This window comes from Pseudomonas sp. NPDC089741 (genome assembly GCF_044748825.1).
Lineage (GTDB): Bacteria > Pseudomonadota > Gammaproteobacteria > Pseudomonadales > Pseudomonadaceae > Aquipseudomonas > Aquipseudomonas helmanticensis.
On the sequence record NZ_JBIVGT010000001.1, the window covers coordinates 127,477 to 154,329 of the forward strand.

Below are 26,853 nucleotides of genomic sequence, written 5' to 3' on the forward strand. Positions count from 1 at the left end.
CGATTGCCGCAGCGTTGATCGCTTGCGGCAGTTGCCCCTCACTCACACAAGTGCTCAATCGATAATCCTGAAGGGCCAGTCACAGGCCCTTCAGGCACGGCGCCATTCCGCGCGCTGGCGACTTGGTCTCAGCCCTGCGCTTCATCCTTCAAATCATCCAGCGCGTCGATGATTGCCTCATCGCTGTCCGCCATCGCTTCTTGCATGTCTTTGGTGATGGTGGTCTGGATGGTCATGACTTTTTCAGCCAGATCGCGACCTTTTTTCGAGGTCAGGATGATCGCCATGGCCTGCTCGGGATGCTGGTTGGCGCGAATCATCAGGTCGAGTTCGTCGTTGTCGAAGTGGTCGGCGTAGATCTCGACGACCTTGTCCTTCAAGTCTTCGGGATCGATGTTTTCGCGCACGACGTTGCGAATCTGCTCGCGCTCAAGCATCGGATAGCGCGAGGCGTAAGCGGTGGATACCATCTCGACCATGCTGCCATATTGCTTGGTCATGCCACTGGCCTCGACCAGTTCCTGCGCCTTGTCCTTACTGCCACCACAGCCGGCCAGCGCCGTTGCCAGCAACACGGCCAGGGTGATTTTTTTCATGCCCATGAGCATTTGTCCTTGAAAGATTTTGAAGTGCAGAAGCCTTAGCGGCGACTCAGCGCGTAGGCGCCGGCGATGATCACCAGTACGACACCGCCGATGAATGCGCCGAGCGCCGGGAACATCGCCGCTGGCCACATCAGGCCCCGGCCGAGGTTGTAGAAGAAGCCTGCGTGGGAGTAGATGGAGCTGAACAGCCAGGAGTAGAGCGCGTAGATCAAGCCGATGACCAGATAACCGGAGATTATCTTTCCTTTGAGCGACATGACGTCTTCCTTGTGCGGGGGTGAAGCTGGGGATGGATTTTGAGTAACATACTATTTCAGTAGTGGCACATCAATGGCATTGCTGCACTCATCCGCTCAGCTTCACTCACACAAGCACTTGATAAACCGGTTGTTCCTGTCTGCAAAAGCCTCGCTGTCAGCGCTTCGCCAGATTGTCTTGCTGCTTCCAGGCCTGCTGCAAGAACTCGTTGATCAACGTTGCAACCTGCTGCTGGATAACCCCCCGAGGACGCGCAGCCTCGCCATCTCCACAAATGATTCCATCGCCAGGCACGTCTTCTTCAAGCAGTGCCACGGCACCCGGTTTGCACATGGCCAAAAAGGTGAAATGGCTGGCATCGCGGATCTCGACATACTGCGTTGACCCCTGCGGCAGGCGTTTGGCGAGGTCGGCTGACTCCAGTTGCGCAGGCAGATCCTGCGACGGCGCACCGGCAGCGATCACCAGCGCCGGCACCGGCAGCGCTGCCAGGCTTTCACTGGTCATCCCGCGCGAAAAACCGAGGTCAAGGGAAACCACGGCGGTGACGCGTTTGTCGCGCAAGTCGCTGGCCAATTGAGTTTTCAGTGCGGGCGTGCTGGCCGGATTGATCTTGTCGTAATTGATGCAACTGGCCAGTTGCGGATGAACCTTGCAGTCACGCGCAAACAGCTCCGGATCGAACCGCGCACCGGCGATTTCAATGGCCGTCCAGCCGCCGAGCGAATGGCCCACCACAGCAATCTGGCGCGGTGCGACGGCACCAAACTTCTGCGGCTGCGAGGTCACCGCCGCAATCGCCCGGCTCAGGTCGCCCGGCCGCTGCCACAACTGCTCGGCAGCTTGCAAGCTACGGTCATGGGTGGTGGTGCCGGGGTGGTTGACCGCCGCGACGATGTAACCCTGCTGGGCCAACGCACTCGCCAGCCAGCCCTGATTGCTCCAGTTGCCCCGATAACCGTGGGAAAGCACCACCAGTGGATGCTCGCCTGCGGTGGGCGGCGCGTCGCGCACGGCGGCATTGCCGACAAACACCACATCGTCGGCGATCAATTGGGGTGTGGCAGTGGTTTTACCCGGATACCAGACGACCATCTCCAGCGCTCGCTCATTGTGCGGGTCGGGCAGGGTCGAGGACTGGAAACCGATAGCGTTGACGTCAGCGAGCGCGCTGGTGGTCAGGCAGGTTAAAAGCAGGGCACCGAGAGCTGGTTTCAATGAGTGGATCTTCCATGATTGGGGGGAGGGGATGGCAATTTGCAATCCGCTGGCAGTGTGCAACACAGTTTGCACACTGCGCTGTAGCTTGCTTACGTTGCCAGCGATAGATAAATCGCCAGCGCTCCCAGCAGGCAAGCCACCAGCGTCGGTGCATAGTGGATGGCTCGCGCCTTTGTGGTTCGGGACGAACTATCGATAGTTTCCAGTGACGACAGCCGCTGTTCAACGGCGCGAAGCAGAGTTTTCTGCTCAATATCAACCTGCTGCAGCAGACTGATCGTTGCAGATTGCTGCGTTAGTGCAGCCTCCGCCGTCTTGGTGCGGTCGGTCAATAGGTGCATCTGCCTGGCCAAGTCAGCACGCTCAGCTTCCAGAACATCCACACGGCCGGCAAGTACGCGATTGCAATTGTCGAGCGCTGGCAGTTGCTGTGAGAAGGCCTGCGTCTTCAGCGCCAGTTCAGTTATCCGTGCATCATCAAGGGTTCGATGCTGTGCGAGTCGACCTGTCTGATCGGTAAGAACTTTAACGTTGCCTTCCAGTTCCTGGGTGCGCGAAGTTGCCGATTGTTGACTTTGCTCATGCCTGGTCAACTGCGCATTGACAAACTGTTCATGGATTTCTTTTTCTTCGCGCCATGCTTCACAGTCAATCATGCGCAGTTCCAGACTATCGACCATGTCTTGCTGTTGTAACTGGTCGCAGACCTGCTGCTGCAATTGGTCAAGGAAAGCTTTGACCACGGCTCTCTGATTGCCATCGAGGGTTTTTGTATCTGCCGTGACCATCGCGATTTTGTTGACCAGTGCCTCATTGAATCCCTGCAGCACCTGGTTTTTCTGGGTCATGACCTTCAACATGACTTGCAGCACTTTCTGGGTGACCACGAGACTGGCGCCCAGTCCCTGAACCAGAATGGCCAGCTCTTTATCGGTGTTACCTGACAACCCCGAGGTGAGCTGGCCCCACCAGTTCCGGCTCTCCAGACTGTTCATTAGTGAGCTAGCCTGGTCTTTGACTTCTAAACTCTGGCGTGATGCCCGTTCTATGTCCAGAACCGCCTCTTCAAGGGCTCGCGTGAAGTCCCTGATCTCTTGGTGGTTGGCGGCTGTCAGGATACCGTCGGCACGTCGCATTACAGCAGGAAGCCTGGCGGGGGTGTTATGCATGTTCATAGGCGTGCTTCTCGAATCAGGAGCGGATAATACGGAGAGTGAGAGGGTCGATCGCGGCAATGGGCTCATGAATCGACAACGTACGGGTATAAGCTTCCATCTGTCCCAGAACCATCAGCTCTGACTCGATGTAGCCACCCAGATCGCCAATCAGCGCCAGTTCGTTTTCTGCGACAATGATGAGTTGCTCACACGCTGCGCGCTCAGCGTTCAGCACCTCCACTTGCCCGTCCTGGAAGGCGATGACTGCGTTGATAATGCGGGTCATGAAACCCTGCAGGGCATGAGCTGAAATGCCGAAACCCACGGCAGCGACGGCTGCTGAGATGTAAGGCGCGAATGGGGCCAAGGCGCCACCTGTCTGTGCTACCAGCCATTTTTCCAGCATCAGGTCGAGCGAATCCCATATCACCAATGATCCGCTAATGATGACGGTTTCACTGATTTTGCGGACGAGCTCCTCACGGGGCATCGTCTGCGCCCCTTTGTAGAGCTGCCAGCTGTTGTTGGCCAAATCGAAAAGGTTGCGCGCCAGGTTGTAGATCTGGCCGATGGTCTTGGACAGGGCGTTGACGATGAACTCGGCAATACCACGCAAGAGCTGTAGCGGGTTTTCCAATACATTGCGCAATACTGCGAGGATCTTCTTCAACATCCGATCTACGCGCACCTTGATCTTGGCGACGCCTCCACTCAACACGTCTACCAGTTCATCTTTGATGGCTTTGATTGCAGTCGTCGTCAGTCGCTCGAAGATGTCATAACCAACATTCTTGAAAGCCTCGCCGGCTGCACCGGCCGCTAGAGAAATGGTCGCCCCCGATGTGTCTTTGATCTTCTTCGCTTCTTGGTTGCTGCGGGTGCCCTGTTCAGTCGCCAGCTCCTCCTTTCTGTTCCTAAGCCTGCCGTCGGACAATGCCGGCTCTCGTTTGGCATCTTCGTCCGCAGAAGAATTTTTCTCGCTCTTGCTCACGTCCTTGAACTGAGCAAAGTTCTCCCTGATCAGATGGGCTTCCAATGCGGCGGCGGTCTCTTTGGATTCCATATTGATGAACCGGACGGTACAACCGGTTTCCATCACATCGGCGAGTTTGTAAGGCTCTGCTCCAGGTTTCTGCCCCTGCTTGTATTCGTTGAAATGGCCGGCATTCCAGCGCGATTGCATGTTCTCGCTGTCGCCCACATACACAGGCTTATCGTATTTATCGAAGACAACATAGACGCCGGGGGCGTTGGGCATTTTCTGCTTGAAATCATCCGGTCGTTGGCCATTCTCGATCGTGAACTTGCCATCGAACTTCAAGGTTGCCAGCGATGAAATGCCATGCGTCAGGCTCTTCTGAATCATCTCTTTCCACGCCTGGCCGCGGTTTGCGACCTGCATGACGGACTGGGCCGAAGTCGCTTTCAAAGCTTCTTTAGCCTCGGCACTGAAATCGGTGTGGTTGGCGTTCGGAGTGGCGTTGCGTTTGTTGCGGTAGCCTGCCACCAACTTGCGGGTCACGTTATCGATAGCGCGATCAACAATCAGGTTGGCCATGGGTGGCAAGGTCGCCAAGACTGCATCCTGAGGATTCGGGGGCAATATCGTGCTGGAAGGTGCTTGAAGTTCGCTGGCCACGCATTCTGTCCTTGTTAGTGAGGCGTTTTGTTTGATGTTTCACAAGAGAAGTGGAGCCAAATCGCGTGGTGGCAATTAGATGGCTAATACGTGGATGGTGACCGGATACGCCAGGCGCGACAAGCCCCATAAGCAACAGAGACTTCAGGAACGAACGCCCTGAACGAGCGGAACGGTGCCGGGCGCAACCGGGCGCGGGAGGACTTGATAGCAGAGCAAACGCTAGCGATATCAGCAAACGCCGGGATGAGCAGTGCTGAACAGATGGCGGCGGAGGTTAATCACGCTCTGCCGCAAGAGCCCCTGAATATCACTCCACGCACAGTTTCGGGGTAATAAGGATTTCCCCGGAAGCGTTGGCGCTACTTGTCCCATCGACCTTGTGCGCAGGATCTTTACGACCGCTCCATTCGACGGGATACGGCCCGGTCGCGGCCAGTATCGTTTGCATGCGAGTCATGAAATCAGCGTCGCTTCGGGCGTAGAAAACCCACTCTCGACGTTGCTCACCGGTCACGGTGCACACCCACTTCGCCAGGCCGTTTTCCGTTGCGGCCGACCTTAGCAAAACTTCCATTTCATTCATGCGCACCAGATCGCGAGGTCGCGGCAGGAACTTCCGGGAAGTGTAGTTCCAGCGGACTTTCATCTTGAACGGCAACGCTTGCTGCTCCGCCGCGGAAATTGTGTTGGCAGTGTGATAGTTCATGGGACCGGGGATATCCGGGTAGTCGGAATCCTGTAGAGGGTCCTCCCCCGGCTCGGCGAGACGTGCTTGTGTATAAAGACCAGGACCAGTGCCAAGAATGGCCTTGAGTGCCGCATCTCTTTCGTCATTACGGTCAACCACACAGTCCTCGTAAGCGGCACTCTGGCTTGGGCCTTCATCCAGGCACGGGTCGCGTTCGACCGGTGGCGGAGGATGGGCGCATCCCGTGTTGAGCAGAACTGTTGATGCCAACAGCAGTAGCAGCGGCAAAGTGCGATTAAGGGTGTTTTGGTTGTTGAATTTAATGCGCTTCAAAAACGTGCCTTCCTTGGGAGGGGCGGGGGAATAGTTGGGCGGCGAGAGGCGTGCGGGCAATGCCTGATCAATGCCGCTTATAAAATCAGCGACTTTTTGAAATCACGCTACTCATGTATTGATTCAAGTCGCGAAAGTCTTCAACGCTCCAGGCGTGCGGCGCTATTTTTACGCCGTTCTCGCGCAGGGTCCTTGGAATCAAGTCGCCATTGGGGCGAAGGATGATCGAGGAGACGATGACCCCCGGATAATCATTCAGGCGTTTCTTGAAGGCGGTCGTTGTCAGGTCAGGTGTCGGCGGCTGGCTTTTATTTGCCAAGGGGCCTGTTGCCTTGATATCGGCTCCGTGGCACATCGCACATCGCTGCACAAAAAGACTCTTGCCATTGGTGTTATCGGCAACGGACAAAGATGTTTGAACAACCGACAGAATTCCAAGCGCCGCGATAAGCAGTACTTTCATTTTTTCACATGTCCTTGTGGCGGACCGGACTATCCGGTCCGCATTTTACGATCAGCTCTGGCAGAAGCGGATGCGGTTGCCGAAGGGGTCGTACACTTCCAGGACCTTGCCCCAGTCCTGTTGCACAACACTCGGACGTCCGTACCCATAGCGCTTGTTCAATAATTCTTCGCCGAACGATTCGATGTTATGCATCGGCACAAACACCGTCGAGCCTGGACTTGCATCGCCATGATGTTCGGAAAGATGCAGTTGCAGGCCATTGCGGCTGATCCCCAGGTAGAGCGGTAGATCCGCTTCGAACCGGTGTTCGAATTCGACACTGAAACCGAGAAAGTCGAGGTAGAACTCGCGGGTTTTGGTTTCGTCGAAAATTCGCAGGATCGGAATGGCTTTATCGAAGGTGATTGCAGATTCGGGTTTTGCCGCAGGCAGCATTGCCGATGCGGTGTTCCAGTCCTTGTAGCCCAATTGCTGCGCGACTGTTTCCAGTGCTGCGCAATGGGTCATCGCTTGATCGCTCGACGCCAGCGCGGCGCGCAGCCGTTTGGCCATCTGCTTGGCTTGTTCGATTGAAAGCATCGTATCTCCTGTGGTCGAGATATTCTGGTGCTCGCGTTGCCAAACCTCGACTTCAAGAAATGCGCAGGGATTTGGGGAAAAGAAGCAATGCTTTCACCTTTCCTTTCGGAAGCGAGCGGCAGGCAGCATCAGCCTGCGCCGATGATACACAGCGGCCCAACACAACGAAAGCCGTCCCCACGCCCCTGTAGGAGCTGCGGCACGCTGCGATCTTTTGATCTTTAAATGCAAAATCAAAAGATCGCAGCGTGCCGCAGCTCCTACAAAGCGTTTGCAAAACCAGACCGGGACGTGCCTTCACTCACCACAGGCGCGCTTCAGCTTCATCGAATTTATCGGCGACTTTCAAAAAAGTATCTGCCCATCCGCTGCTGAGACTGAGCTCTTGAAGCGGTCCAGTAGGAGCGAAAAGCACGGCGATGTGAAGCTTGTCGGGTAGCGCGCCAGCTCTGAGCGAATCAAGCAGCAACTCCAGTTCGGTTTTTGCCGCATCCTCATCCGCCCATGAAGACCAGCTGAAATCATTGTCAGGAAGCGATACCAACTCGATCGAGGCTTCCAGTACCTGGATGAGTAGTTCGCGAGGACTGCTGTGTTGTGGGAGGCCCTGGATCAGCTGTTTTGTGATGTCTGTTTTCATAATGCTTCCATGGAAAACGCTTGTCCAAACCGCTGACTGTCGAACTTCCCTGGGCGCCAGAGGCCGAGAAAAGTCGCATAGATAACACTCTCGATTTCACATCGCAAAGGGTTGTTCATCCAAGTCACAGCCAGTTGAGTAGCCGTCTGAAGGAACTACTCGAAGAAGTGTCAGAGCAAACTCCACGAAACCCCGACATAAACCCCCATCCCTTCACCCGGCGTCGACCGCGCGGCATCCGCTCCTTTATCGTCATAGCCCGGCGTGACCGTCGCCGCGTAGTGCTTGTTGGTCAAATTACGCATATCCACCCAACCTTGCCAGTCACCCTTCGGCGCGTTGTAGCCCAGCGTTGCACCAAACAGTGCGTAAGGATCGGCGTAGTAACTGTCTGCGTAATCCACTGCAACTTTGGAAACCAACTGGGTATTCACCGCTGCGAAGAAACCCTGCGGCCAGTCATAACGTAATTCGCCCTGGTAGTAGTGCATCGGCAACCCCGGCAAGCGGTTATCGCCGAAGCGCTCATCGTCGCGATAGTGGAAATCGCTGAACGTATACGCCTGGCGCAAGCTCAACTGTCGGCCATCGGCAGCCGACCAGAGTTGGCTGTTCAGGCTGGCTTCGACACCTTGGTGCACGGTCGGGCTGGCATTCAACTCATACGGCGTGACGGCATTGGCATCCGGCAGCACCGACAGCAGCTCATGCCGCACTTGCGCGTAATACCACGCCAGACTCCATTCGCCGACGACACTGTCACCGCGCCCACCGAGTTCCAGCGTGGTCGCTGTCTGGTTTTGCAGTTTGACCGGATCTTTTTGCGTGCCGGTTGCCGCGCCATTGCCGGCCGGGAAGCGCACGTTGGAGCTGTAGATCAGCGACCACGGGTGCGGTGCTTCGACCGAGCGGCTGAGGTTGCCGAACACTTGCAGGTCTGGCGTGATCTGGTAGCGCAGGCCGAGGCGCGGGGCGTAGTCCCAGTCGTTCATGCTGGTTTTGCCGCCGCTTTGCGGGTAGGTCACGTCACTTTCGCGGCGGGTGTAGATGGCGGCGAGGCCGGTGGTCAGCCAGAGGTCGTCGGCGATTTCCAGGTCGTTGCCCAAGTGCAGGACGGTGTCCGAACCCTGATAGGTGAAGTTGCGCATGTGCGTGCCCGGCGCGTAGCCGGCGGTGTTGCCGGTGGGGATGCGCACCATTTCGCTGGCGCCGTCGTTGGGCAAATGTTTGGTCACGCGCAGGCCGACATTACTGCGGCTTTCCATGCCGAAAATCGTGTCGCGGCGTTTGTAGTCGAAGGTGCCGCTGACGTCGGTGTAGGCGACTTTCAGGCGGTTCGGGCCTTCGCGCAGGTCCATTGGGTAATCGTGATAGACCAGGCCGGTCTGGATGCTCGAATCGTCGTCGATGTAGAACGTGGTCTTGTTACCGATGAAGGTGCTGCCGGGCTGTTTGCGGCTGTCGTCGCGCGACACGTAGGAAGGGTTGGCGGCGCGAGGATCATGTTCGATGGAATGCTTGGTCACGCGGCCGGCGAGGTCGTTGTCGGTTTCGCGGTAACGGATGTAGAAGCGTGTTTCCAGATTCGGGTTGAAGCGGTAACCGAAGTTGGCAATCAGGCCTTTGCTTTCGCTGGCGGTGTGATCCTGATAACCGTCGGCGTTGGCATCGGTCAGCGACACGTAGTAATCGAAGTCGCCCAGCACTTGTCCGGAACTCACCTGGCGCTGTTGATAACCGTGACTGCCGGTGGCGTAGCGCACTTGCAGTTTCGGTGCGTTGTAACCGGTGTGGCTGACGTAATCGATGGCGCCGCCGAGTGCCAGCGAGCCACGGTCAAAACCGTTGGCGCCGCGCAACACTTCAACGTGATCGACCCACAGGGGTTCGAGCAATTCATAGGGCGTGCCGCCGGGGCCGGTCAACGGCAGGCCATCGAGCATCGTGTACAGCCCCGAGGCATGGGCGCCCGGCGCACGGTTGATGCCGGAACCACGCACGGAAATCTTCACCCCCTCGTTACCCGCCGACTGCGCGTAAACACCCGGTTGATAGGCCAGCACGTCCTGATTGCTCGCCACGCGGCCCTGCAAAGGCTGGCGCATATCGACGACGTTGGTGGCGCCTGGCACCTGATCGAGCCGGGTCTTGGCTTCTTCGACGCTGGCGTCTGCACCGCCGCGCTCGTCGGCCGAAATCAGCACTTGCCCCAGTTCCATTCCTTGAGTCTCGGCCATCGCCGGGCAGGCAAGGGCCAGGCCCAGCAGGGCAATGGGCAGGGATTTGGGCGACGGCATCGAGAAACTCCAGCGAACAAGGGGCGGACAATGAACAGTGCGACGTAACAAAGAACGAAGGAAACACATGGCGATTTGGCTTTTTGCCCGTTAATGGCAAACCGCAAGTCGTGGGCTAACCTCACGTGTCTGGTTTGCCGCGTCAATAAACGCTTTGTTTCCGCATTCATTCGTGAGGGCTCGGTCATGGCAAAAGACAAAAAGAAGGCCGTCAAGGCGCCTGAAAGTCCGAAGTTGAAAAACAAGGATTACCTTGAGCAGTTGCGCAAGCTGCACGTTGAGCTGGTCAAGTTGCAGGAGTGGGTGATCGCCAAGGGCGTCAAAGTCTGCATCGTCTTCGAAGGGCGTGATGGCGCCGGCAAGGGCGGGACGATCAAGGCGCTGACCGAACGCGTCAGCCCTCGAATCTTTCGCGTGGTGGCGCTGCCGGCACCGACGGATCGGGAAAAAACCCAGATGCACGTTCAGCGCTACCTGCCTCATTTGCCGGCAGGAGGTGAAGTGGTGATCTTCGACCGCAGTTGGTACAACCGCGCCGGCGTCGAGCGGGTGATGGGCTTTTGCACCGAGGATCAGGCTGACAAATTCCTCAAGTCGATCCCGTGGGTCGAACATGCCATCGTCCAGTCGGGGGTGATCCTGCTCAAGTATTGGCTCGAAGTCAGCCCCGAAGAGCAGACCCGTCGACTTGAAGCACGCATCAACGACGGCCGCAAGACCTGGAAACTGACGCCGATGGATCTCAAGTCCTACAGCCGCTGGTACGACTACTCACGGGCGCGGGACGAGATGTTCAAACACACCGACACCGAGCATGCGCCGTGGCTGGTGGCGGACTCGAACGACAAGCGCCGGGCACGGCTGAACATCATCACTGACGTGCTCAGCCGCATTCCGTATGAGGATGTGAAACGCGAGAAGATCGAACTGCCCAAACGGCAGAAACCGGGTAAATACCGCGAGCCGGATTACCCCTATCAACGCGTCGCGCAAAAATTCTGAGCCAGCAGAACCGCAGGCGCCAAGCTTGCTCGCGAAGGCGCAGTGTCAGCCAACATTTTCGGCACAGACATTGCGCAATCGCGAGCAGGCTCACTCCTACAGGTTTCAATCAATCTTGCTGAGTGCGACCTTCCAGAATGTTGAATGCATCGTCCAGCGGCGCGTAGCCGACGATCGCTTTGGTCTGGTCAATGGCAAGGCGCTTGTAGCGGTTGTTCGAGACGCCATGGACCACGTGGTATCCGCTCAGCTCGGCTTCAACGCAGTTGCGCAGTAACGCCACGACATCCCGCACACTGATAAACGCAGCGACGTCCCTGTGGCTGTGAACTTCACCCGGATGGAATTCGTTGACGTTGGCAATGCGCACGGCGATGGTCGTCATCTCACCGTCGTTGGCATACAACGACGCCAACGCTTCCCCGAACGCTTTGCCCACCCCATAAAGATTGCCGGGTTTCGGCGCCATGCATTCGTGAACTTGCACATCCTTCGGATAGCCTTCAATCGCCTGGGCGCTGCTGGCAAAGATAAAGCGCTTGCAGCCCTGCGTCTTCGCGGCGAGCAGCATGTTGTAGGTCCCCACCATATTCACCGGCAGGACAGAGGTCATGAAGTCCGCGTCGGGATTCGGATCCGCCGCGAGGTGAATCACCGTGTCTATGCCTTCACAGGCCGCAAGGCAGCCGGGTAGGTCGGTGATATCGAGAGTGCAGCTTTCCAGCGAATCCGGAAAACGACTGTCGTCGACATCGGCCAAACGCAAGTCCAGTTCATCGCCATAGGCCATCCAGAAAGCGTTGCCGATCTTGCCCGCAGCACCGGTGACCAGGATTTTTCGCGTACTCATTTCCGTGTGTCCTCAGGGTGAGATTCCATTCTGGCCGCTCGGCCAATCCGATGAATATCATCCCCGGATGTTGCACATCAAGGTCTTTGCCGATTCCCGGCAATACCTGATCAGCCGTGCACGCAGCTCGCAAATAGAAAGCGGCACCTTCATAAAATTCACTGTTTTCGACGTTCAGCGCTTTTGCAGACCGTCCGTCAGACACGCGCTGCAATCCATTGAACATACGTTCTTGCCGCTCTGACAGATAAGTCTGAGCAGACGAAATTTCCCCGTCGTCTGGCTAACGGGAGAACACCATGAAAGCAATCGTTTACAACGGCCCGCGTGATGTCAGCGTGCAGACTGTCGCGGATGCCAGAATCGAGAAACCTACCGACGTTCTGGTGCGAATCACCACGACCAATATCTGTGGTTCGGATCTGCACATGTATGAAGGGCGCACCTCGATGGAGACCGGCCGGGTGTTTGGCCACGAGAATCTTGGTGAGGTGATTGAGGTCGGCGCTGGCGTTGATCGGGTCAAGGTCGGTGACCGGGTATGTCTGCCTTTCAACATCGGGTGCGGCTTCTGCGAGAACTGCGAAAAAGGCCTGACCGGTTTTTGCCTGACCGCCAATCCCGGCAGCGCGGGCGCCGCGTATGGTTTCGCCGACATGGGGCCTTATCAGGGCGGCCAGGCTGAATTGCTGCGCGTGCCGTATGCCGACTTCAATTGTCTGGTGCTGCCCGAAGATGCCGAGGAGCGCGAGGACGATTACGTCATGCTCTCGGACATCTTCCCGACAGGCTGGCACGCGACTGAACTGGCCGGTCTGCTGCCAGGTGAGAGCATTGCCATTTATGGCGCCGGGCCGGTTGGCTTGATGGCGGCGCACTCGGCGATGATCAAGGGCGCGTCGCAGGTCTTTGTCGTCGACAATCATCCTGACCGTTTGAAACTGGCCGCCCAGTTGGGCGCGACACCGATCAATTCGCTGGAGAAAGAGGCGGTGGATCAGATCCTCAATCTGACCCACGGCAAAGGCACCGACCGTGGCTGCGAGTGCGTCGGTTATCAGTGCTGCGATCGCCATGGCCACGAAGCCAATCACCTGACCATGAACAACCTTGTCGCCTCCACCAAGGCTACCGGCGGTATCGGTGTGGTCGGCGTGTTTGTGCCGCAGGATCCGGGCGCTGAAAACGAACTGGCCAAGCAAGGCAAGATGGCCTTCGATTTCGGCTCGTTCTGGTTCAAGGGCCAGCAGATCCGCACTGGTCAAGCCAACGTCAAACACTACAACCGTCGCCTCGCCGAGCTCATTCATCACGGCCGCGCCAACCCTGCGCAGATCATCTCGCATCGCCTGAAACTGGCCGAAGGGCCGGATGCCTACAAGCATTTCGATGCGCGTGATAACGGCTGGACAAAAGTCGTGCTCAAACCAGCCGCTTGAGTCGCTTGCCAGCGCCGGCGGCACTCCCGCCGGCGCGTTTCTCCAGCGCTTTGCGCAAGCCATACCCATAAGAACAGTCGCTTATCCGTGATTCCATTGCCGAGTGGAGATACCTTTCATGAACGACCTTCCAGCCGTCAGCAGGGCAGTCAGGCCATTGCCGTTCGAGCCTTCTTTCGAGCAGATCCCCGATGACGAGGCGCAGACCAGCGAGGAGTTGGCCAAGGCCCTGCATTCCATTATGGAAACCACCTTCAAGGACAACGGTCACGCCACGCGCAGCGTTCATGCCAAAGCCCATGGCTTGCTGCGCGGGCGGATCACGGTGCTCGATAACTTACCGGCTGAACTCGCTCAAGGGCTCTTTGCGACGCCGGTGACATTGCCGGTGGTTTTGCGTTTCTCGACCAACCCCGGCGACATTCTCGATGACAAGGTGTCGACCCCAAGAGGCCTGGCGCTGAAGATCACAGGTGTCGAGGGGGCGCGCCTGCCGGGCAGTGAAGGGGCAGTCACTCAGGATTTTGTGATGATCAATGCCAAAGCCTTCACCTCCGCCACGCCCAAGGCCTTTCTCAAGTCGCTGAAGTTGTTGGCGAAGACCACAGACAAGGCGCCGGGGCTGAAGAAAGCGTTTTCTGCGTTGCTGCGCGGTGTGGAAGCGGCCATCGAATCGGTCGGCGGCGAAAGTGGCACGTTGAAGAGTCTTGGCGGCCACCCGCAAACGCATATTCTCGGGGAAAGTTTCAGCACCGTTGCGCCGATTCTGTATGGCACCTATTACGCGAAACTGGCGGTGGTGCCGCTCTCTCCTGCGTTGACCGCTCTGACCCATCAGCACGTTGATTTTGCCGGCAATCCCGACGGCCTGCGCCAGGCGATCAAAGACTTTTTTGCGCAGAACCCGGGGATCTGGGAGGTTCGCGTACAGCTGGCGACTGACCTGGAAAAAATGCCGATTGAGGATGCATCGGTCGAATGGCCGGAAAAACTCAGCCCTTACATTACCGTCGCTCGCATAGAGGTCGATGCACAGAACGCGTGGTCCTCCGAAAACGTTGAGGAAATCGATGACGGCATGTCGTTCAGCCCTTGGCACGGCCTCGCGAGCCATCGTCCTTTGGGTGGGGTGATGCGGGTGAGAAAGCCTGCTTATGAAATGTCTGCGCGTTTTCGCGGTGAGCATAACGGTTGCCCGATTCACGAGCCCCGTTAGTGTCGGGGACGAATCGGCGTTCCACCCGTCGATTGTCCTGAACCACTGCCATCCGGCGACTTTCTACCGGGGGAGTCCTCAAGGAGTAGTCCCTATGTTCGATCAGCGAAAGCAGACAAAACTGGCGGCATGGCGCGAACTGGCGACGCAGTCGCACAAACACCTGGACCCGGAGGAGCAGTACGACGAATTGCTCAAGGCTGCCGATGAAATGGAGGAGCAAGGGTTGATCACCAGTGCCGAATGGCGGCAACTGGTGCGTGATGCGGGGAGTGTGTTCACCGGCGATAGCGGGGGAACCCATTGATCACTGTGATCGGAGAAAAATCCCATGTTCAATATCTGTTTATCGGTGCCAACGAGGTGCAGCGTTCGTTCGGGTTTTATCAAGCGATCCGCTGACTTTTACATCGCCTGCCTGCGCGATCCGGTGGGCAACAAAATCGCGGTATTTTTCAGCGGGTGAGTGCCTGCATGGACACGATCGATTCCGCGCTGATGGCGGCCCGTGCACAGTTCGCGATCACGATCAGTTTCCATATCGTGCTGGCGGCGTTGACCATTGGCCTGGCGAATTTCCTCATGGTGCTGGAAGCCTTGTGGCTGAAGACCGGGCGCAAGGTTTATCTGGATGTCTATCGCTACTGGCTGAAGGTGTTTGCCCTGAATGTAGCGGTGGGCACCGCGTCGGGACTGATTCTGGAGTACCAGTTCGGTCTGAACTGGTCGCGATTGGCGGTGCAGGCCGGCGATGTGCTCGGCCCGTTGATGTTTTATGAGGTGTTGGCGGCGTTTTTTCTCGAGGCCGGGTTTCTCGGGATCATGCTTTTTGGCAGGAAGAAAGTCGGGCCACGCCTGCACTTTTTTGCAACGTGCGCGGTGGCCACAGGTTCGCTGATCAGCGCGTTCTGGATTCTCTCGGCCAACTCCTGGATGCACACGCCCGCCGGTTTTTCGATTGCTGCTGACGGTCGTTTCATCGCCGAAAACTGGTGGACAATCATTTTCAATCCGTCGTTTCCTTATCGACTGGCGCACATGACCATCGCTGCGTTGCTCGGCAGCGCCGTTTTTGTCGGCGGTATCAGCGCCTGGCAATTGCTCAAGGCTTCGGACAATCCGCGAGCGCGTCTGCAATTCTCGATGGCGCTTTGGGTGATCGTTGGGTTGGTGCCGCTGCAGATCGTGGTTGGCGATCTGCATGGCCTGCACACGCTTGAGGTCCAGCCGCAAAAGGTCGCGGCCATCGAGGGCTCATGGACGCGGCCAGCGCCAGGGGCGGGTGAACCATTGCGGCTGTTTGCCTGGCCGGACATGAGCGAGCGGCGCAACCACTGGGAGTTGGCGATTCCACGGATTGGCTCGTTGTACTTGCGCCATGACCTGAGTAGCACGATTGCGGCGCTGGATGAGTTTCCGCGCGCTGACATCCCGCCGGTGGCACCGGTGTTTTTCGCCTTCCGCCTGATGGTCGGGCTGGCAATCCTGATGCTGGTACAAGGCCTTGTCAGCTTGCGGCTGCGCTGGCGACAGCGCCTGTACACGTCACGCGGCTGGCTATGGAGCAACGTATTGCTGGCCCCGGCGGGTTTTCTGGCGATGCTCAGCGGATGGGTCGTTACCGAGGTCGGTCGTCAGCCGTTTACCGTCTATGGCCTGCTGCGCACGGCGGACAGCCTGTCGTCGGTGTCACGGGCGCAAGTAATGGGGGCGACCTGGCTGATCCTGCTGTTTTACTTGCTGATCTTCGGCATCGGCCTGTGGGTATTGTTGCGTCTGCTGCGTGAGCCGCCGCACGAGGATGAGCCGGGGCCACAGCCAACCCTGGCAGATGAAACGGGCCATTCTTGAGGAACTTCAGCAATGGACATCGACTGGATTACCTTGCTGTGTGCCGGTGCCCTGGTGTTCTCGGTAATGAATTACGTATTGCTCGACGGCACCGATCTGGGCGTCGGCGTGCTGATGGGCATGACCCGCGACCCCAAGGAACGCCGCGCGATGGCGGTGACGATCCTGCCGATCTGGGATGCCAACGAGACGTGGCTGGTACTCGGCGGCGGTGGGCTGATGGCGTTGTTTCCGTTGGCGTATGCCGTGCTGCTGCCAGCGGTGTATTGGCCTTTTATCCTGATGTTCCTGGCGTTGATTGTCCGCGCGGTTGCCCTGGAGTTTCGTGATCAAGCCCCCGGCGAAGCCAGCAAACGCGCGGTCGATGGCTTGTTGCTGTGTGGATCGCTGCTCACCGGCGTGACGCAGGGCATAGTGCTCGGCACGCTGGTGCAGGGTGTTGCGCATCAGGGCGGGCAATACAGCGGTAATGGCAGCGAATGGCTCAGCCCGTTCCCGTTGTTCAGCGGAGTGGTGCTGGTTATCGGCTACACCTGGCTCGGCGCATGTTGGCTGCACTGGCGTTGCGTCGGGCAATTGCAATTGCGCTCGGCATGGCAAGCGCGAGGACTGGCGGTGGCGACCGTGCTGTTGCTGATTGTGCTGGTCGGCTGGACGGCGACGCTACAGCCGCAATATGCGCAGCGGCTCAGCGATCCACGCGTGTGGATGTCGGCAGGCGTCGTGCTTGCGGTGTTGTTGACGGTATTTGCCTTGGGGTTTGGCACACGTCAGCAATTTGTACCGCTGTTCGCCGCACTCGGCGTGTTTGTGTTGGCCTTTGCCCTGATGCTGGTGGCGCTGTATCCGTTGATCGTCCCACCGGATCTGACCTTGCAGGCGGCAACGTCGAGCCCGAAAAGCCAGTTGTTCATGCTCATCGGTTTCGCCGTACTGATCCCGGTGACGCTGATTTACAACACCTATGGTTTTCGCGTTTTCAGTGGCAAGGTTCGAGTAAGAGGGCAAGCGTGACGGGCCAATCGGCTCAGGTCACGCGACCTTTCTTTTGCTTGGGCTGCGCGCTTCTCGAGCTTTCCAGCAACTGTGCGAACGCGGCCTTGTCGATCGGTCGGCTCATGAAGTAACCCTGCACCTCGTTGCATTGATCCTTGCCGAGAATGTCCAGTTGTTCTTCGGTTTCGACGCCTTCGGCGGTGACGGTCAGGCCCATGGCTTTGCCCAGCCCGATAATGGCTTGTACCACCGCGCGGTCGTTGCTGCCGCTGCTGATCGAGGCGATGAAGCGCTTGTCGATCTTGATGCCGTCGAACGGATAAGCGCGCAGATAGCCGAGGGACGAATAGCCCGTGCCGAAGTCATCCATGTTCAGGCGCACGCCGAGTTCCTTGAGGGCGTTCATGGTGGCCAGCGCACCGTCGGTGTCGTTGAGCATGACGTTTTCGGTGATCTCCAGCTCCAGGCGGCTGGCCGGGAAACGTGTTTGCACCAGCACTTCGCGAACATCCTCGACCACGTCGCTGACGGCAAACTGTGCGGGCGACAGGTTCACCGAGAGCAGGATATCCGCCGGCCAGGTCAACGCGGTTTCGCAAGCCTCACGCAGCACCCAACGGCCCAGCGGGACGATCAAGTCAGTCTGCTCGGCGAGCGGAATGAACACGTCCGGTGCTAGCAAGCCCTGAATCGGATGCTGCCAGCGCACCAGCGCTTCGACGGACACGATGTGCTTGCCATCAACCTTGTAGCGTGGCTGGTAATGCAGGACGAACTCGTTGTGCGTCAGCGCATGGCGCATGTCATCTTCGAGTTGTCGACGGGTCTGGATCTGATCGCTCATGTGCGCTTCGAAATAGCACCAAGTGTTCTTGCCTTCGGATTTCGCCTTGTACAGCGCGATGTCGGCGTAGCGGATCAGATCGCTGGCGACATAACCGTGGCGGCGGCTGAGGGCAATGCCGATGCTGGCGCCGACGTGCAACGGATGCTGCTCGAACAGCACCGGTTGATGCAGGCTGCCGATCAGCCGCGTGCAGAACTTGTCGATTTCGTTGTGGCTGTCCATGCCATTGAGCACCACCACGAACTCGTCGCCGCCCAGCCGCGCGACGATGTCGTGTTCGCGGGTGCACTCGCGCAGGCGTGCGGCGACTTCTTGCAGCACTGCGTCGCCGGCGGGATGGCCGAGGGAATCGTTGATCGGCTTGAAGTTGTCCAGGTCGATCATCAGCAGCGACAGCGCCGGCGCGTGTTCCTTGAGTAGCAGGGCTTCGTCGAGATAACGCGCGAGTTTGTTGCGGTTGGGCAGGCCGGTCAGGGCGTCGTGCATCGACAGGTGCTGGATCTGCGCGTGGGCGGCGACCTCGTCGGTGATGTCGCTGGCGGTGCCGCGATAACCGATCAATGCGTCCTTGTCGAAAATCGGCCGGGCCGACAAGCGGCAGTGACGTTGCTGGCCAGACTGATCGCGGTAGGTGCAGCGCAGATCGCTGGCATTGGCTTCTTCGGTCAGTTTGCGCAGCCACAGTTGCAGCGGCGTGGTGTCGCAAAACAGCAACTGACCAATGTCTTGCCCCAGCCACAGGGTGTGCGAGTAACCGGTCACTTCGCTGAAACGCGCCGACAGATACGTCAGCGCCAAGTCGCGGTCGACTTCCCAGATCCAGTCCGAGGCCGCTTCCGCAACGGCGCGAAATCGTTCTTCGCTGGCTTCCAGACCACGGTTGACCGACTCCAGCGCGATGTTGGAGGCCTGCATCACTGCGAAGCTTTTATCGACGTATTGCGAGGAGCGCAGGGCATGCCGAAAAAAGTAGGCCGTCAACAGCATCAGCACCAACATCGTTGCGCCAAGAGTCGGCAACAACGACCACAACAGTTGCTGCCCCGGTCGTTCCTGATCAGCGATGAGGCTGAAACCGGTGCTGTCCAGCGCCACCCGTGGCCGGTCTGGCGCGATGCTTTCATCGGGGGCGAGGGTCAGGTTGCGCAGGCCATAGCCGCTGCCGATCGCACGCAATTTGGTCGGGGTGAGTTTGTCGACGAACACCAGCACCGAGGTTTTCTGCGGATCGCCCAACGGGCGTTCATCGTTTGGCAGGATCGCCGCCGCCGAGACCAACGCTGGCCAGCCTTCGAACAAGGCGTAAACGCTGACGGGTTTGCTCAGGTCGGCCAGCCCGTGCACCTGATCCACCAGCGCGGCGGCCGGAAGTTGCAAGTACGCGGCGATGTCCGCATCGACTAATTGGCCACGCACCACAGCGTAGCGCGTGCGTTCGCGGTCAAGGACGAACACGCCGTCATAGCCGTCGCTGGTGAACAGGGTTTTGCCGATGTTCTGCTCGGTGTATGCCCAGTTTGTGTCCACCGGATCGCCGAGATGCTCATAGGCGGTGGTCCAATAAGCGTAGCTGCTGAGGTAGTTTTTCGAGGCGGTGATGCGGTTTTCCAGGGCGCGGGCCGAGTAAAACCGGGTTTCTTCGATTTCTTCACGGTCGAGGCGGTTGGCAATGCCAAGCAGGGCGACGGTGGCCGCGATCACCCCAGTGACGAACAGCGCGCCGACGGCGAAGGCCAGGCGCCGGGTGACGGCACCTTGCCGGGGTGGAAGGGGCGCCGCATAGCTGGAAATGTCCATGTGCTCGTCCTTGATCCGCTGTCTGTTGAATCTAGAACCATGGCGTGGGTGCAATGTTCCGATTCTTCTGCGCGACTGCCCTCAAAAGCGTAGTGAACCCGCTGCAATTTGCCCGTCAAAGGGGCAGTTGCCGATCAGCGGTGAATCCCGAAAGCACAAGACTTCCCGCTGAAAAACCGGATAATGGCGGCCATTCGTTTAGCCGTATTCTGGTAATCCCGCATGGAAATCAAGGTCAACTTTCTCGACAACCTTCGACTTGAAGCCAAGTTCGACGACTTCACGGTGATCGCCGATCAGCCCATTCGCTACAAGGGTGATGGCTCGGCACCGGGGCCGTTCGACTACTTCCTCGCGTCGTCGGCCTTGTGCGCGGCTTACTTTGTGAAGTTGTACTGCGACACCCGCAACATCCCCACGGAAAACATTCGCCTGTCGCAGAACAACATCGTCGACCCGGAAAACCGCTACAACCAGATCTTCAAGATCCAGGTCGAGTTGCCGGCCGACATTTCCGACAAGGATCGCCAAGGCATCCTTCGCTCGATCGACCGCTGCACGGTGAAGAAGGTCGTGCAGACCGGCCCGGAATTCATCATCGAAGAAGTCGACAACCTCGACGCCGATGCGCAGGCTTTGTTGATGCCGGCCTCCGGCTCCGATGCGGGCACTTATATTGCCGGCAAGGACCTGCCGCTAGAGCAGACCATCGCCAACATGTCGGGGATTCTCGCCGACCTGGGCATGAAGATTGAAATCGCCTCGTGGCGCAACATCGTACCCAACGTCTGGTCGCTGCACATTCGCGACGCGCATTCGCCGATGTGTTTCACCAACGGCAAGGGCGCGACCAAAGAGGGCGCACTGGCCTCGGCACTGGGCGAATTCATCGAGCGCCTGAACTGCAACTTCTTCTACAACGACCAGTTCTGGGGCGAAGAGATCGCCAACGCCGAGTTCGTCCATTACCCGGACGAACAATGGTTCAAGCTTGGCCCGAAAGACGAGTTGCCGACTGAAATTCTCGACGAGTACACACTGAAGATTTACAACCGCGACGGCGAGCTGCGCGGCTCGAACCTGTTCGACACCAACTCCGGCAACACTCAGCGCGGCATCTGCTCGCTGCCGTTTGTGCGCCAGTCGGACAATGAAGTGGTGTACTTCCCGTCCAACCTCATCGAAAACCTCTACCTGAGCAACGGCATGAGCGCCGGCAATACCTTGGCCGAAGCGCAGGTGCAGTGCCTGTCGGAAATCTTCGAACGCGCGGTCAAACGCGAAATCCTCGAAGGCGAAATGGCCCTGCCGGACGTGCCGCAGGAAGTGCTGGAAAAATACCCGAGCATCCTCGCCGGCATCAAAGGCCTGGAAGAGCAGGGCTTCCCGGTGCTGGTCAAGGACGCGTCGCTGGGCGGTGAATTCCCGGTAATGTGCGTGACCCTGATGAACCCGCGCACCGGCGGCGTGTTCGCCTCGTTCGGCGCGCACCCGAGCCTGGAAGTGGCGCTGGAACGCAGCCTCACCGAATTGCTTCAGGGCCGCAGTTTCGAAGGACTCAACGACTTGCCGCAGCCGACCTTCTCCGGTCAGGCCGTCACCGAGCCGAACAACTTTGTCGAGCACTTCATCGACTCCAGCGGTGTGGTGTCGTGGCGTTTCTTCAGCGACAAGGCGGATTTCGAATTCGTCGAGTGGGACTTCTCAGGCGAGGGCGAAAACTCCAACGCCGAAGAGGCCGCGACCCTGTTCGGCATCCTTGAAGACATGGGCAAGGAAGTCTACATGGCGGTCTACGAGCACATCGGTGCCAAGGCCTGCCGGATTCTGGTGCCGGACTACTCGGAGATCTACCCGGTCGAAGACCTGATCTGGGACAACACCAACAAAGCCCTGCAATTTCGTGCCGACATCCTCAATCTGCACACCCTGAGCAAGGTCGGTCTGCGCAACCTCGCCCAAGGCCTGGAAAACAGCGAACAGGACGACTACACCGAAATCACCACGCTGATCGGCATCGAGTTCGACGACAACACGCCGTGGGGCAAGTTGACCATTCTCGAGCTGCGTCTACTGATCTGTCTGGCCCTGCAGAAGTACGATCAGGCCAAGGATCTGGTCGAAGCCTTCCTGCAATACAACGACAACACCGTCGAGCGCGGCTTGTTCTATCAAGCGGTCAACGTGGTGCTGGAGATGGAGCTGGACGAGGATCTGCAACTGGAAGACTACGAAGCCAACTTCCGCCGCATGTTCGGCAACGAGCGCATGGACGCGGCGATTGGCTCGGTGAACGGCAGCGTACGCTTCTACGGCCTGACGCCGACCAGCCTGAAACTGGAAGGTCTGGACCGGCATCTGCGCCTGATCGAGAGCTACAAGAAGCTGCACACGGCGCGGGCCGGTTTTACCGCCCGATAAAATCAAAACCCGTGGTGAAGGATGTCTTCATCACGGGTTTTGCGTTTACTGCAACGGCACGTAAATATCCGTTTGCCAGTGCTCTTGCGGCGTCTCGGGGTAGACGCTCAGGTAATGGAAAAACAGTGGCTGATCCCTGAGTTCCTCGCCACTGGCGGGCAACCAGTCACGGTAAATCGGATAGATCGATTCGCCGATGTGGTCCGGTGAACCAGTGTGTCGCACCACCACGTAACGTCCTGCCGCGATGACGCGTTCGTGTACACCGAATTCGTTGGGCGCTACCGCCTCGTCAATTTCGCCGCACACGGCAAAACGGAAATCCTGCGCAGGCGTGGTGTCCGGGTTGCCATAGGGAATCCCGAAAGTCCGGCTCGTCGTCACCGGTGATTGGCCGCTGTGCATACGCCACTCGATGAATGTGCGCACGCTTTCGTTGACCAGTCCTGGTGGGCCGTGGTGTTCCAGCGCGGCGACTCTGACGCTGGCGAAGTCGACGATTCTTGTGTGCATGATCACGTTCCTGGGAAAATGAGGAATAGCGAACACCGCATTCCAGTGCTGCCAGTTGGCGGCCTTCCTGAACGCACTCGGCGCCATGCCAAAGTCGCGCTTGAACGCTCGGCTGAAAGCCTCCGGGCTGTCGAAACCGGCGTCCGCTGCGGCATCCAGTATCGAATATGGCCCCGTCGCACTCAGCCGGTGCGCCGCCCGGCGCAAGCGCATCAACTGCACGTAACGCGAAACCGGTACGCCGACGAAGGCACTGAACTGCCGATGGAAGTGAAACGCCGAAAAGTTCGCCACCTGACTCAATGCGTGGATCGACAAGTCACCTTCGAGATGGGCCTCGATGTAGGCAAGTACCGCGTTGAATCGCTGGGTGTAGGCGGCTGGGGTCGGCAGTTCGGACACTGGCTGAGGTCTCCTTGGAATGCGGTCTGCACAGCATCGGCGAAAGCGCCGGGATGGCGCCTAGCCGGGTTTGCTCAAATGTGGCATAAGTCCCGGCCAGCGCACATCAGCGTGCACCGCGTTTGCATGGAATAACCATTACGTCATGGAGATACCCGGATGGCGGAAAAAATCGTCAAGTCCAAACTGGTCAACTTTCTGGTGGCCGACGTTGAAGTGAATTACGAAGAGGTCGGCAATTTCTACGACAGCGTCGGCGCCGGCAATGTGAACGTGCTGGCCGGAGTAATGGAAGCGTTCCAGCAAGCCTACGGCGGCCTGTGGGTCGGCGGCAGCATGCAATTGACCAAAACCGCACTGCGACTCAACGCCAACGCCATGAACCGCTTGGTGCAGGACGGCACGCTGGACATCGAGATTCCGCTCGGCATGATCAAGGGTGTGTGCATCGACGGCGGTTTCATCACCCGGATCATCCGCCTGGATACCGACGCCGGGTGCGTGATGTTTCGTTGTTTTGGCGCGAAGGAAGTGGTTGCCCTGATCGAGAAGATGATCGTGCCGCGCGTTTCGTTGGCGGTGCTCAAGCGGGTTTTGTAAGTTTGATTTGACGCGGTTCATGGCGCTCGAGGCGCGTTTGAGGGTAGGTGATCGAATGGCGGGCGAAGGGCTCGAAGACATCCTCGCAGAGAATCTCGCAGTGGTTTTCTGCGGGATCAACCCGGGGCTGCTGGCGGCGGCTCAGGGGCATCACTTTGCCGGGCGCGGTAATCGCTTCTGGCGCACTTTGCATCTGGCCGGGTTCACCCCGCATGAAGTGGCGGCGGAGCAGGATCGTTCGATCCTGCAATACGGTTGTGGCCTGACGGCGGTGGTCGACCGGCCAACCGCGCGCGCGGATCAGTTGTCGCAGGCGGAATTCAGCGCGGCGGCGGAAGCTTTCGAGGACAAGATCCGCCAGCATGGGCCACGCTACGTGGCGTTTCTCGGCAAGGTGGCGTATGCCGCGCTGTCGGGCCAGAAGCACGTCGCGTGGGGGTTGCAGACGCAAACCTTCGGTAACGCGGCGGTGTGGGTGCTGCCCAACCCGAGCGGGCGCAATCTTGCGTTTACGCAGGAGCAATTGGTGGCGGCATACCGGCAACTGCGGCTGGCCAGTTCCGCTGTGCAGTGACCTGGCCGTGGGCACGGCAATTTTTTCTCGCCAGCCAGGATTGATGCAGTCGAGGCTGCGCCGCAGGTCGCTACCATCCAGGTGGCGGTGGCGCTCAACACAGCGCAATGGGCGGCTGATTTCGCCACCATCGGGCCGCCAAAATGGCCCCGGGAACGGCTTTACATCCCCGAAAAATAATAACTGGCTGTTTTAAAACAAATTTTTTTTCATTCAGGGCTTCACAGATGGAAGGAATGTTGGTAAATTGCCGCGCATTCGCACACAGACAGATAAACAGTGTGAGATACAGGGGCGTCGCCAAGCGGTAAGGCAGCAGGTTTTGATCCTGCCATGCGTTGGTTCAAATCCAGCCGCCCCTGCCATATTCAAGAAAACGCCAGTTCGCGAGAACTGGCGTTTTTTTATGCCTGCGATTTGTACGATGCTGAATGTACCGTCGTGATCGCGAGTACGGCTCACTCCTGCATGAGGACGCGTTCCCACTGTAGGAGTGAGCCTGCTCGCGATAGCTCCAGCCCATTCACCGTCGATTCAACCCGCCAACTCGACTTCTTGCCCCCGCGCCCAATCCGCCACCAGCCGCGCCGGTGTCCCGCACACCTTGCGCTTGTAGACGAAGTGGTGGCATTTCTCGGCAAACCCGCTGCGGTTGTAGAGCATGTCTTCCTGCATCTCTTGCAGCTCACTGTCGCGGCACTGCTGAATCAGCACTTGATCAGTCCGCGACTTGCGCTCGCGCACGGCGGCGTAGGTCGGATCGCTAAGCACGGCGTTGGCGCGTTGCAGCAGCCACAGGGCAAACTCATCCGGGCAGCGCGGGCCGATTTCCTGAACCATGCCCAATTGCAGCGCCTGGTGGGCGCTGACCGGCAGGCACGCCTGGGTCAATTGCTCGGCCATTGCCGGGCCGACTGCGCGGGGCAGGCTGTACGTCCAGTATTCCGAGCCATACAAACCCATGCTCTTGTAGTGCGGGTTGAGCACGATGTCGGCCCGGGCGAAGACAATATCGGCCGCCAACGCCAGCATCACACCGCCAGCGCCGGCATTACCGGTCACGCCGCTGACCACCAGTTGCCGCGCACTCAGCAGCTCTGCACAGACATCGTCGATCGCCTGAATATTCGCCCAGGCCTCGGCGCCGGGATCCTGAGCTGCCTGAATCACATTCAGATGCACACCGTTGGAAAAACTGCCGCGTCCGCCCCTGATCAGCAGTACCCGCGTGTCGCGCGACTTGGCCCAACGCAACGCTTCGACCATGCGCTGGCACTGCTCGGTGCTCATCGCGCCGTTGTAGAACTCGAAGGTCAGCTCGCCGACATGCCCCGACTCACGATAGCGCAGCGGTTGATACGCCTCGTCGCTGAACGGCTGGCTGGCGATCGACCAGTCCAGTGTCGGCACATTGGCCAATGGCCCGGCGAGCAAATGCCGCGCCGGTTGCTTGAAGGTTTCTTCGCCTGGTTGCGGTTTGCGCCGTAGCGAACCGAGCCACACGCTCTGATCACCTGCCGCCACCAGCACCGCATCATCGTGCACGGCGAGAATCTCACCGGGCAGGCCGCTGCGCGAATCCAGATGCGCGTCGTACACGTAGTACTGGCCGCCGGCGAGGCTCGCCAGCACACCCGGCTGGCCATCGGCAGCATCGATGCAACGTTTGATGAAACGCGCGCAGTCGTGCCAGTTGAAGCTGCGATCCACCTGTTTCAGGTTCGGTTGCAGGCGGCCGCGGACGGTCGGATTGGCGTAATCCAGCGGTACCGGCACAAAGCCGTCGACGAATTTCTCCACCACCTCGCGAATGCAACGAATCGCCGCATCGCTGACCCGACCGTTGTACAGCTCGGATTTGCGCAGCTCCGACGGCAGATTGAATTCGCACGTCGCCCAGACCGGGCCAGCGTCCATTTCCTCCACGGCTTGCAAGGCGGTGACGCCCCAGCGCGACAGTTCGTTGCTGATCGCCCAGTCCAGCGCGCTGGCCCCACGATCGCCGACGATGCCTGGATGAATGATCACCACCGGACGTTGCGTGTTGCTCCATAACGCTTGCGGTACGCGGTCCTTGAGGAACGGGCAGATCACCAGGTCCGCGCCGCTGTGTTCAATCTGTTCGCACACCGAAGTTTCGTCGGTGAACAGCACGACGCTGGGCGAGTGCCCGGCCTGACGCAATTCCAGCCAGGCGCGTTGCGTCAGGCCGTTGAACGCCGACGACAGCAGGATGATGTTGAGTGGTCGCATGAATGTTCTTCCTTGAATGGGATCAGCCGCGGGCTCCCGGTGAGCCGTCCCTGGCCTTCGATGGAGCCGGAAGATTAATCAGTGTCCAGGCGTGCACTCGTGACCAGGGTCAACGTTGTGTTGGCCAATGTTTCTGCGGCGATGAAGGGTCTTATGCAAAATTGTTTGTTTATGATTATTTTTTATTCCTTCAAATGTTTTCGACG

23 protein-coding genes and 1 tRNA gene are annotated in these 26,853 nt (G+C 58.6%); 10 read left to right on the forward strand and 14 right to left on the reverse strand.

The window, feature by feature from the left end; translation table 11 throughout:
* Positions 1 to 128 precede the first annotated feature (128 nt).
* The 10 genes from ACIPZE_RS00645 to ACIPZE_RS00690 all read right to left on the reverse strand — a co-directional run bounded on the left by ACIPZE_RS00645 (position 129) and on the right by ACIPZE_RS00690 (position 9,886).
* Positions 129 to 602, reverse strand: a complete 474-nt coding sequence (locus ACIPZE_RS00645) for a hypothetical protein (protein ID WP_400770547.1) — start codon at positions 600 to 602, stop codon at positions 129 to 131.
* A 38-nt stretch (positions 603 to 640) separates the two neighbouring features.
* Entirely contained in the window at positions 641 to 862 is a 222-nt protein-coding gene (locus tag ACIPZE_RS00650; protein ID WP_064390312.1) for a hypothetical protein, read from the reverse strand.
* A gap of 157 nt (positions 863 to 1,019) precedes the next feature.
* A complete protein-coding gene (locus ACIPZE_RS00655; protein ID WP_400770549.1) occupies positions 1,020 to 2,081 on the reverse strand; it encodes an alpha/beta hydrolase family protein in 1,062 nt (353 codons plus the stop codon).
* Between the two features lie 92 nt (positions 2,082 to 2,173).
* The gene (locus tag ACIPZE_RS00660) at positions 2,174 to 3,259 is read right to left on the reverse strand and encodes a hypothetical protein (protein ID WP_400770551.1); all 1,086 of its coding nucleotides are present in this window, start codon (positions 3,257 to 3,259) and stop codon (positions 2,174 to 2,176) included.
* A gap of 16 nt (positions 3,260 to 3,275) precedes the next feature.
* Positions 3,276 to 4,880: a GIY-YIG nuclease family protein gene (locus tag ACIPZE_RS00665; RefSeq protein ID WP_400770553.1), complete on the reverse strand. Its 1,605-nt coding sequence runs from the start codon at positions 4,878 to 4,880 to the stop codon at positions 3,276 to 3,278.
* Between the two features lie 310 nt (positions 4,881 to 5,190).
* Positions 5,191 to 5,904 (reverse strand): DUF695 domain-containing protein, encoded by a 714-nt coding sequence (locus ACIPZE_RS00670; protein ID WP_400770555.1) that lies wholly within the window; start codon positions 5,902 to 5,904, stop codon positions 5,191 to 5,193.
* Positions 5,905 to 5,989: 85 nt separating this feature from the next.
* Positions 5,990 to 6,367, reverse strand: coding sequence for a c-type cytochrome (locus ACIPZE_RS00675; protein WP_400770557.1), 378 nt, complete (start codon positions 6,365 to 6,367; stop codon positions 5,990 to 5,992).
* Positions 6,368 to 6,418: 51 nt separating this feature from the next.
* The gene (locus ACIPZE_RS00680; protein WP_283436306.1) at positions 6,419 to 6,949 is read right to left on the reverse strand and encodes a glyoxalase superfamily protein; all 531 of its coding nucleotides are present in this window, start codon (positions 6,947 to 6,949) and stop codon (positions 6,419 to 6,421) included.
* A gap of 301 nt (positions 6,950 to 7,250) precedes the next feature.
* On the reverse strand, positions 7,251 to 7,589 hold the full coding sequence (locus ACIPZE_RS00685) for a hypothetical protein (protein ID WP_283436307.1): 339 nt from the start codon (positions 7,587 to 7,589) through the stop codon (positions 7,251 to 7,253).
* A 170-nt stretch (positions 7,590 to 7,759) separates the two neighbouring features.
* Positions 7,760 to 9,886 (reverse strand): TonB-dependent receptor family protein, encoded by a 2,127-nt coding sequence (locus tag ACIPZE_RS00690; RefSeq protein WP_400770560.1) that lies wholly within the window; start codon positions 9,884 to 9,886, stop codon positions 7,760 to 7,762.
* Between the two features lie 186 nt (positions 9,887 to 10,072).
* Here ACIPZE_RS00690 and ppk2 point away from each other — a divergent pair, with 186 nt between their 5' ends.
* Positions 10,073 to 10,888, forward strand: coding sequence for a polyphosphate kinase 2 (gene ppk2, locus ACIPZE_RS00695; RefSeq protein ID WP_283436309.1), 816 nt, complete (start codon positions 10,073 to 10,075; stop codon positions 10,886 to 10,888).
* A 109-nt stretch (positions 10,889 to 10,997) separates the two neighbouring features.
* Here ppk2 and ACIPZE_RS00700 read toward each other — a convergent pair whose 3' ends face one another.
* Complete coding sequence (locus tag ACIPZE_RS00700; RefSeq protein WP_400770562.1) at positions 10,998 to 11,738, reverse strand: NAD-dependent epimerase/dehydratase family protein; 741 nt, start codon at positions 11,736 to 11,738, stop codon at positions 10,998 to 11,000.
* A gap of 299 nt (positions 11,739 to 12,037) precedes the next feature.
* On the opposite strand from ACIPZE_RS00700, the gene ACIPZE_RS00705 reads away from it, so the two are divergent.
* The 5 genes from ACIPZE_RS00705 (at position 12,038) to cydB (ending at position 17,258) form a co-directional block, all read left to right on the forward strand.
* Positions 12,038 to 13,177 carry a glutathione-independent formaldehyde dehydrogenase gene (locus ACIPZE_RS00705; RefSeq protein WP_400770564.1) on the forward strand — a complete coding sequence of 380 codons (1,140 nt, stop codon included), beginning with the start codon at positions 12,038 to 12,040 and terminating at the stop codon, positions 13,175 to 13,177.
* A 118-nt stretch (positions 13,178 to 13,295) separates the two neighbouring features.
* Positions 13,296 to 14,393, forward strand: coding sequence for a catalase family protein (locus tag ACIPZE_RS00710; protein ID WP_400770566.1), 1,098 nt, complete (start codon positions 13,296 to 13,298; stop codon positions 14,391 to 14,393).
* A 94-nt stretch (positions 14,394 to 14,487) separates the two neighbouring features.
* Positions 14,488 to 14,700, forward strand: a complete 213-nt coding sequence (locus tag ACIPZE_RS00715; protein ID WP_129394173.1) for a hypothetical protein — start codon at positions 14,488 to 14,490, stop codon at positions 14,698 to 14,700.
* Between the two features lie 167 nt (positions 14,701 to 14,867).
* The gene (locus ACIPZE_RS00720; protein ID WP_400770568.1) at positions 14,868 to 16,244 is read left to right on the forward strand and encodes a cytochrome ubiquinol oxidase subunit I; all 1,377 of its coding nucleotides are present in this window, start codon (positions 14,868 to 14,870) and stop codon (positions 16,242 to 16,244) included.
* Between the two features lie 12 nt (positions 16,245 to 16,256).
* On the forward strand, positions 16,257 to 17,258 hold the full coding sequence (gene cydB / locus ACIPZE_RS00725) for a cytochrome d ubiquinol oxidase subunit II (protein WP_400770570.1): 1,002 nt from the start codon (positions 16,257 to 16,259) through the stop codon (positions 17,256 to 17,258).
* A gap of 13 nt (positions 17,259 to 17,271) precedes the next feature.
* Here the strand turns inward: cydB and ACIPZE_RS00730 are convergent, their stop codons facing one another.
* Positions 17,272 to 19,884 carry an EAL domain-containing protein gene (locus ACIPZE_RS00730; RefSeq protein WP_400770572.1) on the reverse strand — a complete coding sequence of 871 codons (2,613 nt, stop codon included), beginning with the start codon at positions 19,882 to 19,884 and terminating at the stop codon, positions 17,272 to 17,274.
* Between the two features lie 222 nt (positions 19,885 to 20,106).
* On the opposite strand from ACIPZE_RS00730, the gene ACIPZE_RS00735 reads away from it, so the two are divergent.
* A complete protein-coding gene (locus ACIPZE_RS00735; protein WP_400770574.1) occupies positions 20,107 to 22,305 on the forward strand; it encodes an OsmC domain/YcaO domain-containing protein in 2,199 nt (732 codons plus the stop codon).
* A 45-nt stretch (positions 22,306 to 22,350) separates the two neighbouring features.
* Here ACIPZE_RS00735 and ACIPZE_RS00740 read toward each other — a convergent pair whose 3' ends face one another.
* On the reverse strand, positions 22,351 to 23,211 hold the full coding sequence (locus ACIPZE_RS00740; protein WP_400771022.1) for a GyrI-like domain-containing protein: 861 nt from the start codon (positions 23,209 to 23,211) through the stop codon (positions 22,351 to 22,353).
* Positions 23,212 to 23,379: 168 nt separating this feature from the next.
* Here ACIPZE_RS00740 and ACIPZE_RS00745 point away from each other — a divergent pair, with 168 nt between their 5' ends.
* From ACIPZE_RS00745 to ACIPZE_RS00755, 3 genes are all read left to right on the forward strand, one after another.
* Entirely contained in the window at positions 23,380 to 23,820 is a 441-nt protein-coding gene (locus ACIPZE_RS00745; RefSeq protein WP_400770576.1) for a hypothetical protein, read from the forward strand.
* A 55-nt stretch (positions 23,821 to 23,875) separates the two neighbouring features.
* A complete protein-coding gene (gene mug, locus ACIPZE_RS00750; RefSeq protein WP_400770578.1) occupies positions 23,876 to 24,394 on the forward strand; it encodes a G/U mismatch-specific DNA glycosylase in 519 nt (172 codons plus the stop codon).
* Between the two features lie 290 nt (positions 24,395 to 24,684).
* Positions 24,685 to 24,759, forward strand: a tRNA-Gln gene (locus ACIPZE_RS00755).
* Positions 24,760 to 24,928: 169 nt separating this feature from the next.
* Here ACIPZE_RS00755 and ACIPZE_RS00760 read toward each other — a convergent pair.
* Entirely contained in the window at positions 24,929 to 26,647 is a 1,719-nt protein-coding gene (locus ACIPZE_RS00760; RefSeq protein WP_400770580.1) for a hydrogenase maturation protein, read from the reverse strand.
* Between the last annotated feature and the right edge of the window lie 206 nt (positions 26,648 to 26,853).

Excerpts from the sequence above, each read along its gene's own strand:
- ACIPZE_RS00760 (WP_400770580.1), bottom strand. The coding sequence starts at position 26,647 with ATGCGACCACTCAACATCATCCTGCTGTCGTCGGCGTTCAACGGCCTG.
- ACIPZE_RS00745 (WP_400770576.1), top strand. The coding sequence starts at position 23,380 with ATGGCGGAAAAAATCGTCAAGTCCAAACTGGTCAACTTTCTGGTGGCC.
- ACIPZE_RS00690 (WP_400770560.1), bottom strand. The coding sequence starts at position 9,886 with ATGCCGTCGCCCAAATCCCTGCCCATTGCCCTGCTGGGCCTGGCCCTT.
- ACIPZE_RS00730 (WP_400770572.1), bottom strand. The coding sequence starts at position 19,884 with ATGGACATTTCCAGCTATGCGGCGCCCCTTCCACCCCGGCAAGGTGCC.
- ACIPZE_RS00720 (WP_400770568.1), top strand. The coding sequence starts at position 14,868 with ATGGACACGATCGATTCCGCGCTGATGGCGGCCCGTGCACAGTTCGCG.
- ACIPZE_RS00680 (WP_283436306.1), bottom strand. The coding sequence starts at position 6,949 with ATGCTTTCAATCGAACAAGCCAAGCAGATGGCCAAACGGCTGCGCGCC.
- ACIPZE_RS00705 (WP_400770564.1), top strand. The coding sequence starts at position 12,038 with ATGAAAGCAATCGTTTACAACGGCCCGCGTGATGTCAGCGTGCAGACT.
- ACIPZE_RS00660 (WP_400770551.1), bottom strand. The coding sequence starts at position 3,259 with ATGAACATGCATAACACCCCCGCCAGGCTTCCTGCTGTAATGCGACGT.
- mug (WP_400770578.1), top strand. The coding sequence starts at position 23,876 with ATGGCGGGCGAAGGGCTCGAAGACATCCTCGCAGAGAATCTCGCAGTG.
- ACIPZE_RS00675 (WP_400770557.1), bottom strand. The coding sequence starts at position 6,367 with ATGAAAGTACTGCTTATCGCGGCGCTTGGAATTCTGTCGGTTGTTCAA.
- ACIPZE_RS00735 (WP_400770574.1), top strand. The coding sequence starts at position 20,107 with ATGGAAATCAAGGTCAACTTTCTCGACAACCTTCGACTTGAAGCCAAG.
- ACIPZE_RS00700 (WP_400770562.1), bottom strand. The coding sequence starts at position 11,738 with ATGAGTACGCGAAAAATCCTGGTCACCGGTGCTGCGGGCAAGATCGGC.
- ACIPZE_RS00650 (WP_064390312.1), bottom strand. The coding sequence starts at position 862 with ATGTCGCTCAAAGGAAAGATAATCTCCGGTTATCTGGTCATCGGCTTG.
- ACIPZE_RS00715 (WP_129394173.1), top strand. The coding sequence starts at position 14,488 with ATGTTCGATCAGCGAAAGCAGACAAAACTGGCGGCATGGCGCGAACTG.
- ACIPZE_RS00645 (WP_400770547.1), bottom strand. The coding sequence starts at position 602 with ATGGGCATGAAAAAAATCACCCTGGCCGTGTTGCTGGCAACGGCGCTG.
- ACIPZE_RS00710 (WP_400770566.1), top strand. The coding sequence starts at position 13,296 with ATGAACGACCTTCCAGCCGTCAGCAGGGCAGTCAGGCCATTGCCGTTC.
- ppk2 (WP_283436309.1), top strand. The coding sequence starts at position 10,073 with ATGGCAAAAGACAAAAAGAAGGCCGTCAAGGCGCCTGAAAGTCCGAAG.
- cydB (WP_400770570.1), top strand. The coding sequence starts at position 16,257 with ATGGACATCGACTGGATTACCTTGCTGTGTGCCGGTGCCCTGGTGTTC.
- ACIPZE_RS00685 (WP_283436307.1), bottom strand. The coding sequence starts at position 7,589 with ATGAAAACAGACATCACAAAACAGCTGATCCAGGGCCTCCCACAACAC.